Origin of the sequence: Streptococcus mitis (assembly GCF_003942965.1) — a bacterium.
GTDB classification, from domain to species: Bacteria; Bacillota; Bacilli; order Lactobacillales; family Streptococcaceae; genus Streptococcus; species Streptococcus mitis_BH.
This window is the reverse complement of sequence record NZ_RJOG01000018.1, coordinates 1-13,244: the sequence shown is the minus strand read 5'-3', so window position 1 is coordinate 13,244 and position 13,244 is coordinate 1. Positions and strand designations below refer to the sequence as shown.

Here is a 13,244-nt window from a genome sequence, read left to right as displayed (position 1 = left end):
CTTTTTTGCTACTTTTTTATAAGAAATGATAAAAAACTATTGACAAAATAAAAATATAGTTTATAATAAAAACATAGATAATAAAAATATCAAAAACTATAAAAAGACAATGAATTTATGAAAAAGAAAACAGCAGTGGTATTTGGGACTTTTGCCCCTCTCCATCAGGGGCATATCGATCTAATCCAGCGAGCGAAGCGGCAGTGTGACCAGGTCTGGGTTGTCGTTTCAGGCTATGAGGGAGACCGAGGGGAGCAGGTAGGCTTAAGTCTTCAAAAAAGATTTCGCTATATCCGAGAGGCCTTTCGTGATGATGAGTTGACCTCCGTTTGCAAGTTAGATGAGACTAATCTTCCCCGTTACCCTATGGGCTGGCAGGAGTGGTTGAACCAAATGTTAGCGGAGATTTCCTATGATGAAACCCAGCAAGAACTGATTTTCTTTGTGGGAGAGGCAGACTACCAGCAAGAATTATCTAAACGTGGTTTTGAGACTGTCTTGCAAGAAAGAAAGTTTGGTATCTCAGCGACTATGATTCGAGAAAATCCAAGCAAATATTGGAAATATATCGCTCAACCCTTCCGTTGTCAGTTTACAAAGAAAGTGTTGATTATGGGAAGTGCTAGCAATGGGAAGACCACTCTGGCCAAGGATTTGGCAAGGTATTACGATGCACCAGTTAGTTTGGAATACGCACGTGAGTACCAGATTAAAAACAATGTCCGCGACGATGAATTGACTCCAAAAGATTACTATTATCTTCTTTTGGGACAGTATGATCAGACCTCTAAGTTAATCGATAGCAATGCCAATCGAGGTCTAGTGATTGCTGACACAAACTCTTTAGTAACCAAAGGCTACTATGATTATTACATGGAGACTGAGGACCAAGGGGACTTATCAGGAGAAACCTTTGACAATCTCTTTGTCTCGATCTTGGCTAAGGAAAAATGGGACTTGATTCTCTTTGTGCAACCTGTTGGCTCTTATGTCAATGACGGCTTTAGAGATATGACTATGGCAGAAGACCATATTCGTCATAGTTTTTCCCAGCATTTGGACCAGATGAGGGAGCGCTACTTAGCAAATATTCCACTAGTTTATCTAGCAGAGGATTATCTAGGAAATTATGAAACTGCAAAAGAGGCTATTGATGCCATTTACCAAGCAGATTAGGAGAAAATTATGAAAAAATTAACTGGAAAAATCACACAATTTATCGAAAACTTTAAAAATGTCCATGCGGAAGCCCGCAAGATCGGTTTTGCAGGAATCATGAACCTGCTCTGGAAAGATCTTTTTGTCGGCCGTAGTCTTTTCCAGTGGTTGTATCTCATCGTCTTGTCGAGTGTTCCCTTGATCTTAGAGTTCACTCAAAATACAGAAAGTCATGACTGGATGAGCTTGTTTGCATCTTGGACTGGGATTGTCTGTGTTATCTTGGTAGCAGAAGGGCGTGCAAGCAATTATCTCTTTGGGGCCATTAACTCTGCTATCTATTTGGTTTTGGCTATGAATGCGACTTTTTATGGTGAAGTTTTGACGACTGTTTACTTCTTTGTCATGCAGCCGATTGGTCTCTATGCTTGGCTGTCCAACCGTATCAATGACCAAGGAAAAGTAGAAGAATCTCACTTTGAAGCTAAGAAATTATCTGTTTTTGACTGGCTCAAGTACTTAGCCTTGACTGCTATCATCTGGATTGGTATGGGCTTAGCTTACCAAAGTATCCATAGTGCTCGCCCTTTCCGTGATAGTGTTACCGATGCGACCAATGGTGTTGGTCAGCTCTTGATGACACGTCTCTACCGTGAGCAATGGATTTTCTGGATTGCAACCAATCTCTTTAGTATTTATCTCTGGTGGGGTGAAAATATCCACATCCAAGGGATGTACTGGGTTTACACTCTCAATAGTCTAGTAGGTTGGTACCAATGGACTAAGGCAGTTCGTAAGGAGGCATAAAATGACGGACACGATGATTCCATCAGGGATGACGGAAAAAGAATATTTTGAAATTCATGCCAGTCAGGAGGAGTTTTTGGATTGGTACTACAAGCAGGAACTCCCTCAATACGAAAAACCAAGTGTGACGGTGGATATGGTAGCCTACTGCTTTGTCGAAGGAAAGATCAAGCTCTTATTAATTCGTCGCAAGGCTCACCCTTATCAAAATTGTTTGGCTCTGGTTGGAGGATTTATGGACAAGGGCGAAGATGCTGCACATGCTTGTCAGCGCGAGGTGAAAGAAGAGGTCAACCTCGAACTCCCTTTAGAAAAAATTGAGCAATTGATGACTGTATCGACCCCCGGCCGTGACCCACGGGGCTGGACAGTGACCATTGCCCACTTGGTTTATCTGCCTAGTTGTGCATTAGAACTTGTTCAAGCAGGAGACGATGCTAAGGATGTGGTTTTTGTAGATGTCGATTTTCAGACAGGCAAGTGCTTCTTAAAGGGAGTAGAGTTGGAGGAGCAAGCCTTCGCTTTTGACCATTATGCCATTATCCAAGAATCCATCAAACGAATCCAAGGCCGTCTCGACTGGAATCCGACCTTCCTCTATCTGCTGGAGGAGGAGTTCACTGTCTACGAAGGAACTGAACTGGTCAATCTTATCAACCCCGGTCGTCCAATCGTCAGCAATAACTTTCTCGTAAAATACGGAGAATATGTAGAAGAAGTCGGACTCAAACGAGTACCTAAAAAGAAACCAAGAAAAACCTATCGATTGAAATAAAAAGCGAGGTCGGGACAAAGTTCCCGACCTCTTTATGTACCATCATGAGATGGTTTTGTGTTGCGACTGTTTTAGGGATGGCTATCTTTCTTAGGATTACTCAACATGTGAGTAAAGAAATCTTTGTATCGATACTTGAGATAGTTCTCATGTAAAAATAACAAAGCGATATAAACAATCATAAAGATTGTAGTCAGATAGAAGACATCAAATGCAGTTCGCGCATAGTAAGCGGCTGATTGATAAGAGCCAATTGCTCCCAAAATCACCCAAGGAAGATACTTGTAATACTTATTTAGCATAAGAATGCACCTCCTATATTCTATTTCAATGTTATTATATTCCTTTGTACTTAAAGATGAAAGCGATTACACAAGGATGATTTAAAAATATTACTCAAAATAGGAATTTTTTTCTGTTTTTGCTATTAGACTACGAATAGAAGAGTAGGAGGAGTAAATATATCTAAAGTATTTAAGATTTTTAAAATAGTTTAGATAAATTGTTGACATATTTAAATCCTAATGTTACAATTATATTACAAAAAGATTTCTTTATATTTCTAAAATATTACAAAGGAGTAGAAAAATGAAAAAGAAAACCTATATCAAATTGATGGCAGCGACTGTATTGGCTTCTACCTTGCTACTGGGAGCTTGTGGAAATAAAAAGGAAACAACTCAAGCAAGCAGTTCTGCTAAGACAAGCCAGTCATCAAGTTCTAAAGCAACTTCTTCTAACAAAGAAAGCAAGACTCAGAAGTCCTCAAGTTCAGCTTCATCTGAAAAGACTAAGGCGTCTACTGATCAATCTTCAGCAACTGCAACGCCATCACAAGCGACACCAGAACAAAGACAAGGTCAAGAAGTGTCTAATCAACAGGCGGCTAGTCAACAAACTCCTACTAAGGCTCCTTCAACTCAGCAAGGTTCTCAAGCTCAGTCTAACCAGTCAGGTTATGATCCAACAACTGACCGCAAACTTCAAGATAAGCAAGCAGAGCAAAATAAACGCTATAAGGGTGTCTTAACCATGGTTGATGGTGATTTCTCAGCTGCAGCGGGCAATTGGAAGGGAGCTAATGGCGAAACCATTACTGTTTCTTCAGGAGGTCAATTTACAGTAGAAACTGCTGATGGCAAGAAGGAAAACTACTCTATCAAAGGCTATTCATATACCCTTGACGATGGTAAGTATAATGCTACAATCGGTGGAGGAAAGACCGTTCAAATTACCACAGGTGCAGATGGCAAGGTTTCTAGTGTTGTTTTAGCTCAATAGTAGAATTTAGAATCTCAAGTTTATATACATTTTAAAACCCCGTAACTTAATGAAGTTTACGGGGTTTCTGTGTTTAAACTTTGTCTAATTGCAAGAGGGCTTCAATCTCTGCTAGGGTGCTAGCTTGCGAAATGGCTCCACGGAGTTTGGCTGCGCCAGATGTTCCACGGAGGTAGTGAGGAGCGAGGCCACGGAATTCACGAACTGCTACGTTTTCCCCTTTGAGGTTAATCAAACGTTTCAAGTGTTCGTAGGCGATTTTCATCTTGTCTTCAAAGGTCAAATCAGGTAGGATTTCTCCTGTTTCAAAGTAATGGTTGATTTGGTTGAAGAGGTAAGGATTTCCCATGGCAGCGCGGCCAATCATGACTGCATCAGCACCGACTTCTTCGATGCGTTGCTTGGCTTCTTGGACAGTACGGATATCACCGTTGGCGATAAATGGAATCTTGGTCAAAGCTTGAGCGACCTTGTGAAGGGTCTCAAGGTCTGCGTGACCTGTATACATTTGTTCACGGGTACGGCCATGCATGGCGAGGGCAGAAACACCTGCTGCTTCAGCAGCGAGGGCATTTTCAACTGCCAGAGATGGGTCGGCCCAGCCGGTACGCATTTTGACAGTAAGTGGAATATCAAGGACAGATTGGACCTTGTTGATAATAGAGTAGATCTTATCTGGGTCCTTGAGCCACATAGCGCCAGCTTCGTTCTTCACGATTTTGTTAACTGGGCAGCCCATATTGATATCCACGATATCGGTTTTGGTGTTTTCTTGGATGAATTCTGCTGCGCGTGCTAGGCTGTCTTCATCACTACCAAATAGTTGGATAGAGACAGGGTTTTCGCCTTCGTCGATATGAAGCATGTGCAGGGTTTTTTCGTTGTTGTATTGGATTCCCTTGTCAGAGACCATTTCCATGACAACGAGTCCAGCTCCGAGCTCTTTTGCAATAGTACGAAAGGCTGAGTTGGTCACGCCAGCCATAGGCGCTAAAACAGTACGATTGGGAATCTCAACATTGCCAATCATAAAAGGTGTATTAAGATTTGTCACGAATGAGTTCCTCCAGGTCGTTTTCATCAAAGTTATAGGTAGTTTGGCAGAATTGACAAGTGATTTCTGCTCCGTGGTCTTCCTCTTTCATTTCCTGTAAGTCTGAGCTTGGAAGGCTAGCAAGAGCGTTCATAAAGCGTTCATGGCTACAGTCACATTGGAAACGAATTTCCTCTTCAGAAAGACGCTTGTAGACCTCGTCACCGTAGATAGCCTTGAGGAGGGCTTCGATATGGTCTTCACTTTCGAGAAGGGTCGAGATAGCTGGCATTTCTTGGATGCGTTTTTCAAAGCGAGCAATCTCTTCTTCCTTGGCTCCCGGCAAGACTTGGACTAGGAAACCACCTGCAACCTTGACCTTGTCTTCTTCGTCCAAAAGGACATTGAGACCGACTGCTGAAGGTGTTTGTTGGCTTTCAGTCAGGTAAAAGGCAAGGTCTTCACCAATTTCTCCAGAGATAAGGGGAGTCATAGAGTTGTAAGGATTTCCAGTACCGTAGTCTGTGATAACGAGGAATTGACCATTTCCAACAAAAGGTCCAACTAGAACTTCACCAGTTGCAGTCTTTTTGATGTCAACACCAGGATTTTGAACGTAGCCTTTGACGTTCCCCTTGGTATCTGCGACGGTGATAATAGCACCTAGAGAGCTAGATCCCAATACCTTAACTGTTAGTTTGGTATTTCCTTTTTCATTGGCTGCGAGAATCTGGCTAGCGATAAGAGTTCGACCAAGCGCTACAGTTGAGCTAGCTTGAGTTTGGTGTTTTTCTTGAGCAGTGCGGACGGTTTCTGTGCTATCAAGGACAAAAGCACGAAAGGCTCCGCTTTCTGATATTGTTTTTATAATTTTATCCATAGCTACTATTTTAGCATAAAAATGCCCAAAGGGGGAGCCGTGTGTTTGCTGATTTTTAGGATAATGGACCAGGAAATCAGCATGAAAATAAAAAGAGAAACAGATTATTTCAGCATTTGTAAGATTTATGCTATGCTTAAGGTAGAAAATGAAAGGGGTAACAAATGTATTTAGGAGACTTGATGGAAAAGGCTGAATCTGGCCAATTTTCAATCCTTTCCTTTCTATTACAAGAGTCTCAGACGACTGTCAAGGCTGTAATGGAGGAAACAGGATTTTCAAAAGCAACCCTAACCAAATATGTCACCCTTCTCAATGACAAGGCTTTGGATAGTGGCTTAGAGCTGAATATTCACTTAGAAGATGAAAATCTGCGTCTATCGATCGGTGCAGCGACCAAGGGGAGAGATATCCGGAGCTTGTTTTTGGAGAATGCTGTTAAATACCAGATTTTGGTCTATCTTCTCTACCACCAACAGTTTCTAGCCCATCAACTGGCTCAAGAATTGATGATTAGCGAGGCCACGCTTGGTCGCCATTTGTCTAGCTTAAATCAGATTTTGTCAGAGTTTGACTTATCCATCCAAAATGGACGTTGGCGAGGCCCAGAACATCAGATTCGATATTTCTATTTCTGTCTTTTCCGCAAGGTCTGGTCTAGTCAGGAGTGGGAAGGTCACATGCAGAAACCAGAGAGAAAGCAGGAAATTGCTACACTAGAAGAAATCTGCGGTGCAAGTTTGTCTTCGGGTCAGAAATTGGACTTGGTTCTCTGGGCTCATATCAGTCAACAGCGTCTTCGGGTCAATGCCTGTCAGTTTCAAGTCATAGAAGAGAAAATGCGAGGGTATTTTGACAATATTTTCTACCTTCGTTTGCTGAGAAAGGCTTCGTCCTTTTTTGCCGGGCAACACCTTCCTCTAGGAACTGAGGATGGGGAGATGATGATATTCTTCTCTTTCCTCCTATCTCATCGCATTCTTCCTCTTCATACAATGGAGTATATTCTTGGTTTTGGAGGGCAGTTGGCAGATTTACTGACGCAATTGATTCAAGAAATGAAGAAGGAGGAACTATTGGGGGACTATACAGAGGACCATGTCACTTATGAACTCAGTCAGCTTTGTGCTCAAGTCTATCTCTATAAGGGCTATATTTTACAGGATTGCTACAAGTACCAGTTAGAGAATCGTCATCCCTATTTGCTGATGGAACATGATTTTAGGGGAACGGCAGAGGAGATTTTTCATGCTCTACCTGCCTTTCAGCAGGGGACAGACTTAGATAAGAAGATTCTCTGGGAATGGCTCCAGTTGATGGAATATATGGCAGAAAATGGTGGTCAGCATATGCGGATTGGTCTGGATTTGACATCTGGTTTTCTTGTCTTTTCAAGGATGGCAGCCATTTTAAAACGGTATTTGGAATACAATCGTTTTATCACCATTGAAGCCTATGATCGAACTCGGCATTATGATTTGCTGGTTACCAATAACCCCATTCATAAGAAGGAACAAACACCAGTCTATTATTTAAAAAATGACTTGGATATGGAAGATTTGGCGGCTATTCGTCAGTTATTATTCACTTAAAAGGCTTGGTCGTTCCAGGTCTTTTTTGTGAAATTCACACAATCTCCTCACATTTTTTAAAAAATTAAAAAAAGTTGATAAACAAGAAAGCGCTTTATTTTGTATACTAGTAAGTGTAAAGAGGAAACATCCTCAAGATCTTTATCAGGAGGACAGCACATGTCACAAGAAAAATACATCATGGCCATTGACCAGGGGACTACAAGCTCTCGTGCCATTATTTTCAACAAAAAAGGAGAAAAGGTCAGCTCGAGTCAAAAAGAGTTTACCCAGATTTTCCCTCAGGCAGGTTGGGTAGAGCACAATGCCAATGAAATTTGGAACTCAGTCCAGTCAGTTATTGCGGGTGCTTTCATCGAAAGTGGTGTCAAGCCAAGTCAAATCGAAGCAATCGGAATTACCAACCAACGTGAAACAACTGTTGTCTGGGATAAGAAAACAGGGCTCCCTATCTACAACGCTATCGTTTGGCAGTCTCGCCAAACAGCCCCTTTGGCTGAGCAACTAAAAAACCAAGGTTATGTGGAAAAATTCCATGAAAAGACTGGTTTGATCATCGATGCTTACTTCTCAGCGACTAAGGTTCGTTGGATTTTGGATCATGTAGAAGGCGCTCAAGAGCGAGCAGAAAAAGGGGAATTGCTCTTTGGTACCATCGATACTTGGTTGGTTTGGAAATTGACTGACGGTGCGGCTCACGTGACTGACTACTCAAATGCAGCTCGTACCATGCTTTATAACATTAAAGAACTCAAATGGGATGATGAGATTTTAGAAATCCTCAATATTCCTAAAGCAATGTTGCCTGAGGTTCGTTCTAACTCTGAAATCTACGGTAAGACAGCTCCATTCCACTTCTATGGTGGAGAAGTTCCAATCTCAGGTATGGCTGGGGACCAACAAGCGGCCCTCTTTGGACAGTTGGCCTTTGAACCAGGTATGGTTAAAAATACTTACGGAACAGGTTCTTTCATCATCATGAATACTGGTGAAGAAATGCAGTTGTCTGAAAACAATCTTTTGACAACCATTGGTTACGGAATCAATGGCAAGGTTTACTATGCCTTGGAAGGTTCTATCTTCATCGCAGGAAGTGCCATTCAATGGCTTCGTGATGGTCTTCGCATGGTTGAAAATTCACCAGAGTCTGAAAAATACGCTCGTGATTCTCACAACAATGATGAAGTTTATGTTGTTCCAGCCTTTACAGGTCTAGGTGCTCCATACTGGAACCAAAACGCTCGCGGTTCTGTCTTTGGCTTAACTCGTGGAACAACTAAAGAAGACTTTATCAAGGCGACTTTGCAATCTATCGCTTATCAAGTGCGTGACATCATCGACACCATGCAAGTGGATGCTCAAACAGCTATCCAAGTATTGAAAGTAGACGGTGGTGCAGCTATGAACAATTTCCTCATGCAGTTCCAAGCTGACATTTTAGGAATCGATATCGCACGCGCCAAAAACTTGGAAACAACAGCTCTAGGGGCAGCCTTCCTAGCAGGTTTGTCAGTGGGCTATTGGAAAGACTTGGATGAGTTGAAACTCTTAAACGAGACAGGAGAGCTCTTCGAGCCATCTATGAACGAATCTCGCAAGGAACAACTCTACAAGGGATGGAAGAAAGCTGTGAAAGCAACCCAAGTCTTTGCGGAAGTAGACGACTAATACTGGAAGAATAAATCGACTTAGTTAGAAAGTGTGTAAATATGGAATTTTCAAAGAAAACACGTGAATTATCAATTCAAAAAATGCAGGAACGTACCCTGGACCTCTTGATTATCGGTGGGGGGATCACTGGTGCTGGTGTAGCTTTGCAGGCTGCAGCTAGTGGTCTAGATACTGGTTTGATTGAAATGCAGGACTTCGCAGAAGGAACATCCAGCCGTTCAACAAAATTGGTTCACGGAGGTCTTCGTTACCTCAAACAATTCGACGTAGAAGTGGTCTCAGATACAGTTTCTGAACGTGCAGTGGTTCAACAAATCGCTCCACATATTCCAAAACCAGATCCAATGCTCTTGCCAGTTTACGATGAGGATGGAGCGACCTTTAGCCTCTTCCGTCTGAAAGTAGCTATGGATTTGTATGACCTTTTGGCAGGAGTTAACAACACACCAGCTGCTAACAAGGTTTTGAGCAAGGAAGAAGTCTTGGAACGCCAACCAAACTTGAAGAAAGAAGGTTTGGTAGGAGGTGGGGTTTACCTTGACTTCCGTAACAACGATGCGCGTCTCGTGATTGAAAACATCAAACGTGCCAACCAAGACGGTGCCCTCATTGCTAACCACGTGAAGGCAGAAGGCTTCCTCTTTGACGAAAGTGGCAAGATTACAGGTGTTGTAGCTCGTGATCTCTTGACAGACCAAGTCTTTGAAATCAAGGCCCGTCTGGTGATTAACACAACAGGCCCTTGGAGCGATAAGGTACGCAATTTGTCTAATGAGGGAACCCAATTCTCACAAATGCGCCCAACTAAGGGAGTTCACTTGGTAGTGGATTCAAGCAAGATCAAGGTTTCACAGCCAGTTTACTTTGACACAGGTTTGGGAGATGGTCGTATGGTCTTTGTTCTCCCGCGTGAAAACAAGACTTACTTTGGTACAACTGATACAGATTACACAGGTGATTTGGAACATCCAAAAGTGACTCAGGAAGATGTAGATTACCTACTTGGCATTGTCAACAACCGCTTCCCAGAAGCCAACATCACCATTGATGATATCGAAAGTAGCTGGGCAGGTCTTCGTCCATTGATCGCAGGCAATAGCGCTTCTGACTACAATGGAGGAAATAACGGAACCATCAGTGATGAAAGCTTTAACAACTTGATTGCGACTGTTGAATCGTATCTCTCTAAAGAAAAAACTCGTGAAGATGTTGAGTCTGCTGTCAGCAAGCTTGAAAGCAGTACCTCTGAGAAACATTTGGATCCATCTGCAGTTTCTCGCGGTTCTAGCTTGGACCGAGATGATAATGGTCTCTTGACCCTTGCTGGTGGTAAAATCACAGACTACCGTAAGATGGCTGAAGGAGCTATGGAGCGCGTGGTTGACATCCTCAAGGCAGAATTTGACCGCAGCTTTAAACTGATCAACTCTAAGACTTACCCTGTTTCAGGTGGAGAATTGAACCCAGCAAATGTGGACTCAGAAATCGAAGCCTTTGCGCAACTTGGAGTGTCACGTGGTTTGGATAGCAAGGAAGCTCATTACTTAGCAAATCTTTACGGTTCAAATGCACCGAAGGTCTTTGCCCTTGCTCATAGTTTGGAACAAGCACCAGGACTCAGCTTGGCAGATACATTGTCACTTCACTATGCAATGCGCAATGAGTTGGCACTTAGCCCAGTTGACTTCCTTCTTCGTCGTACCAACCATATGCTATTTATGCGTGATAGTTTGGATAGCATCGTTGAGCCAGTTTTGGATGAAATGGGACGATTCTATGATTGGTCAGAAGAAGAAAAAGCAGGCTACCGTGCGGGTGTCGAAGCGGCTCTCGCTAACAACGATTTAGCAGAATTAAAAAATTAAGAAAAAATAAAAGAGGTGGAGGGCAGGACTCCTAGTCTACCCTCTCCTTCTTTTTAATGGAGACAGAAAGATGATGAATGAATTATTTGGAGAATTTTTGGGAACTTTAATCCTGATTCTTCTAGGAAATGGTGTTGTTGCTGGTGTGGTTCTTCCAAAAACTAAGAGCAACAGCTCAGGTTGGATTGTGATTACTATGGGTTGGGGGATTGCAGTTGCGGTTGCAGTCTTTGTATCTGGCAAGCTCAGTCCAGCTCATTTAAACCCAGCTGTGACCATTGGTGTGGCCTTGAAAGGTGACTTACCTTGGGCTTCCGTTTTCCCTTATATCCTAGCCCAGTTCGCAGGAGCTATGCTCGGTCAGATTTTGGTTTGGTTGCAATTCAAACCGCATTATGAGGCAGAAGAAAATGCAGGAAATATCCTGGCAACCTTCAGTACTGGACCAGCCATCAAAGATACTGTATCAAACTTGATCAGCGAAATCCTTGGCACCTTTGTATTGGTATTGACAATCTTTGCTTTGGGACTTTATGACCTTCAAGCAGGAATCGGAACCTTTGCAGTGGGAACTTTGATTGTCGGTATCGGTCTATCACTAGGTGGGACAACAGGCTATGCCTTGAACCCTGCGCGTGACCTTGGACCTCGTATCATGCACAGTATCCTTCCAATTTCAAACAAGGGAGACGGAGACTGGTCTTATGCCTGGATTCCTGTTGTGGGACCTGTTATCGGTGCAGCCTTGGCCGTGCTTGTATTCTCACTTTTCTAATCTAGAAAACAATTATGTTGATAAAGCTTGAGATGAGTATCTCAGGCTTTTTTCATTGAGTATAACTAATTAGTACTATCCAATCAACGATAATAATTCCTTCAAAAAATAGGAGGAATAAAGGCACTAGCTTTTGCTTTCTCATGTAAAAAACCTCACTTTTGTTTTCTGCTATTTTATGCTAAAATATTAAAAATCAAATTTTAATTCTAAAGTTGGTAACTAAGATGGGAGCGTTACATGTCTAATTCATTTATTAAGTTGTTAGTCTCTCAATTGTTTGCAAATTTAGCAGATATTTTCTTTAGAGTAACCATCATTGCTAACATATACATTATTTCAAAATCAGTAATTGCCACATCATTAGTTCCCATTTTAATAGGGATATCCTCTTTTGTTGCGAGTCTTTTAGTTCCTTTAGTTACTAAAAGGATAGCGCTAAATAGGGTTTTATCTTTATCCCAATTTGGAAAGACTATATTATTGGCGATACTGGTAGGAATGTTTACCGTAATGCAATCCGTAGCGCCTTTGGTAACCTATCTATTTGTTGTTGCAATTTCCATATTAGATGGTTTTGCAGCACCTGTTTCCTATGCTATTGTGCCGCGCTATGTGACTGATTTGGGCAAGGCTAACTCAGCTTTGTCAATGACTGGTGAAGCTGTTCAGTTAGTGGGTTGGGGATTAGGTGGATTCTTGTTTGCAACAATTGGTCTGTTACCTACCACGTTTATCATTTTAATCTTGTATACCATTTCTAGCTTTTTGATGTTATTTCTTCCTAACGCTGAAGTGAAGGTGCTAGAGTCAGAGACAAATCTTGAAATTTTGCTCAAAGGTTGGAAGTTAGTTGCTAGAGATCCTAGATTAAGACTTTTTGTATCAGCAAATTTATTTGAAATTTTCTCAAATACGATTTGGGTTTCGTCTATCATACTTGTCTTTGTAACTGAGTTATTAAATGAAACGGAAAGTTACTGGGGATATTCTAATACAGCATATTCTATCGGGATTATAATTAGTGGCTTAATTGCTTTTCGGCTATCTGAAAAGTTTCTTGCTCTTAAGTGGGAAAGTATTCTTTTTTCTCTTGTAGCCATGGCAATAGTGACGCTGACTATTCTATTTTTTCCAAATGCACAGATGTTTTTAGTATTTTCAGCTTTAGTTGGTATGTTATCGCAGCTAAAAGAAGTTCCTGAAAGTGTATTTCTTCAGGAAACAGTAGAGGAAAATAACTTGGTTAATGTCTATTCCGTTCTGGAAGTGATTTCGACACTAGCATTTTCAGTATTTGTTTTGCTAATGAGCTATATTACTGAGAGTTTTGGTATTAGTATCAGTTTTTGGTTATCAGCTATTTGTCTGATGATAGAAGCTATTTTAATTTATATCAGACGAGAT

The 13,244-nt window shown here is 41.7% G+C and carries 12 protein-coding genes; 9 read left to right on the top strand and 3 right to left on the bottom strand.

What is annotated here, in order from left to right; all coding sequences use genetic code 11:
• Positions 1-117: 117 nt before the first annotated feature.
• From D8837_RS06585 to D8837_RS06575, 3 genes are read left to right on the top strand one after another with little or no spacing between them, the layout of a single operon-like run.
• Positions 118-1,176 carry an AAA family ATPase gene (locus D8837_RS06585; RefSeq protein ID WP_125456557.1) on the top strand — a complete coding sequence of 353 codons (1,059 nt, stop codon included), beginning with the start codon at positions 118-120 and terminating at the stop codon, positions 1,174-1,176.
• Between the two features lie 9 nt (positions 1,177-1,185).
• Positions 1,186-1,965 carry a nicotinamide riboside transporter PnuC gene (gene pnuC, locus D8837_RS06580; RefSeq protein ID WP_125456556.1) on the top strand — a complete coding sequence of 260 codons (780 nt, stop codon included), beginning with the start codon at positions 1,186-1,188 and terminating at the stop codon, positions 1,963-1,965.
• Between the two features lies 1 nt (position 1,966).
• The gene (locus D8837_RS06575; protein ID WP_023947305.1) at positions 1,967-2,740 is read left to right on the top strand and encodes an NUDIX domain-containing protein; all 774 of its coding nucleotides are present in this window, start codon (positions 1,967-1,969) and stop codon (positions 2,738-2,740) included.
• Positions 2,741-2,811: 71 nt separating this feature from the next.
• Here the strand turns inward: D8837_RS06575 and D8837_RS06570 are convergent, their stop codons facing one another.
• The gene (locus D8837_RS06570; RefSeq protein WP_125386289.1) at positions 2,812-3,042 is read right to left on the bottom strand and encodes a hypothetical protein; all 231 of its coding nucleotides are present in this window, start codon (positions 3,040-3,042) and stop codon (positions 2,812-2,814) included.
• Between the two features lie 286 nt (positions 3,043-3,328).
• Here D8837_RS06570 and D8837_RS06565 point away from each other — a divergent pair, with 286 nt between their 5' ends.
• Positions 3,329-4,021 carry a hypothetical protein gene (locus D8837_RS06565; protein ID WP_125456555.1) on the top strand — a complete coding sequence of 231 codons (693 nt, stop codon included), beginning with the start codon at positions 3,329-3,331 and terminating at the stop codon, positions 4,019-4,021.
• Positions 4,022-4,094: 73 nt separating this feature from the next.
• Here the strand turns inward: D8837_RS06565 and dusB are convergent, their stop codons facing one another.
• Complete coding sequence (gene dusB / locus D8837_RS06560) at positions 4,095-5,075, bottom strand: tRNA dihydrouridine synthase DusB (RefSeq protein WP_049491155.1); 981 nt, start codon at positions 5,073-5,075, stop codon at positions 4,095-4,097.
• Complete coding sequence (gene hslO, locus D8837_RS06555; protein WP_061864793.1) at positions 5,062-5,934, bottom strand: Hsp33 family molecular chaperone HslO; 873 nt, start codon at positions 5,932-5,934, stop codon at positions 5,062-5,064. Before hslO ends, dusB begins: the two co-directional genes overlap by 14 nt.
• A gap of 164 nt (positions 5,935-6,098) precedes the next feature.
• On the opposite strand from hslO, the gene D8837_RS06550 reads away from it, so the two are divergent.
• From D8837_RS06550 to D8837_RS06530, 5 genes are all read left to right on the top strand, one after another.
• Complete coding sequence (locus D8837_RS06550) at positions 6,099-7,526, top strand: helix-turn-helix domain-containing protein (RefSeq protein WP_125456554.1); 1,428 nt, start codon at positions 6,099-6,101, stop codon at positions 7,524-7,526.
• 159 nt (positions 7,527-7,685) lie between these two features.
• A complete protein-coding gene (gene glpK / locus D8837_RS06545; RefSeq protein ID WP_060627350.1) occupies positions 7,686-9,194 on the top strand; it encodes a glycerol kinase GlpK in 1,509 nt (502 codons plus the stop codon).
• 41 nt (positions 9,195-9,235) lie between these two features.
• The gene (gene glpO / locus D8837_RS06540; RefSeq protein ID WP_125456553.1) at positions 9,236-11,062 is read left to right on the top strand and encodes a type 1 glycerol-3-phosphate oxidase; all 1,827 of its coding nucleotides are present in this window, start codon (positions 9,236-9,238) and stop codon (positions 11,060-11,062) included.
• A gap of 70 nt (positions 11,063-11,132) precedes the next feature.
• Positions 11,133-11,837 carry an MIP/aquaporin family protein gene (locus D8837_RS06535; protein WP_000980817.1) on the top strand — a complete coding sequence of 235 codons (705 nt, stop codon included), beginning with the start codon at positions 11,133-11,135 and terminating at the stop codon, positions 11,835-11,837.
• 240 nt (positions 11,838-12,077) lie between these two features.
• Positions 12,078-13,244 (top strand): ryptide export MFS transporter (locus D8837_RS06530; RefSeq protein WP_125456552.1); only part of this gene is annotated, 1,167 nt, incomplete at its 3' end.

What these genes read in the sequence shown, in the direction of transcription:
- glpK (WP_060627350.1), top strand. Translation starts at nt 7,686, where the DNA reads ATGTCACAAGAAAAATACATCATGGCCATTGACCAGGGGACTACAAGC.
- glpO (WP_125456553.1), top strand. Translation starts at nt 9,236, where the DNA reads ATGGAATTTTCAAAGAAAACACGTGAATTATCAATTCAAAAAATGCAG.
- D8837_RS06535 (WP_000980817.1), top strand. Translation starts at nt 11,133, where the DNA reads ATGATGAATGAATTATTTGGAGAATTTTTGGGAACTTTAATCCTGATT.
- pnuC (WP_125456556.1), top strand. Translation starts at nt 1,186, where the DNA reads ATGAAAAAATTAACTGGAAAAATCACACAATTTATCGAAAACTTTAAA.
- D8837_RS06575 (WP_023947305.1), top strand. Translation starts at nt 1,967, where the DNA reads ATGACGGACACGATGATTCCATCAGGGATGACGGAAAAAGAATATTTT.
- hslO (WP_061864793.1), bottom strand. Translation starts at nt 5,934, where the DNA reads ATGGATAAAATTATAAAAACAATATCAGAAAGCGGAGCCTTTCGTGCT.
- D8837_RS06550 (WP_125456554.1), top strand. Translation starts at nt 6,099, where the DNA reads ATGTATTTAGGAGACTTGATGGAAAAGGCTGAATCTGGCCAATTTTCA.
- D8837_RS06565 (WP_125456555.1), top strand. Translation starts at nt 3,329, where the DNA reads ATGAAAAAGAAAACCTATATCAAATTGATGGCAGCGACTGTATTGGCT.
- D8837_RS06585 (WP_125456557.1), top strand. Translation starts at nt 118, where the DNA reads ATGAAAAAGAAAACAGCAGTGGTATTTGGGACTTTTGCCCCTCTCCAT.
- D8837_RS06570 (WP_125386289.1), bottom strand. Translation starts at nt 3,042, where the DNA reads ATGCTAAATAAGTATTACAAGTATCTTCCTTGGGTGATTTTGGGAGCA.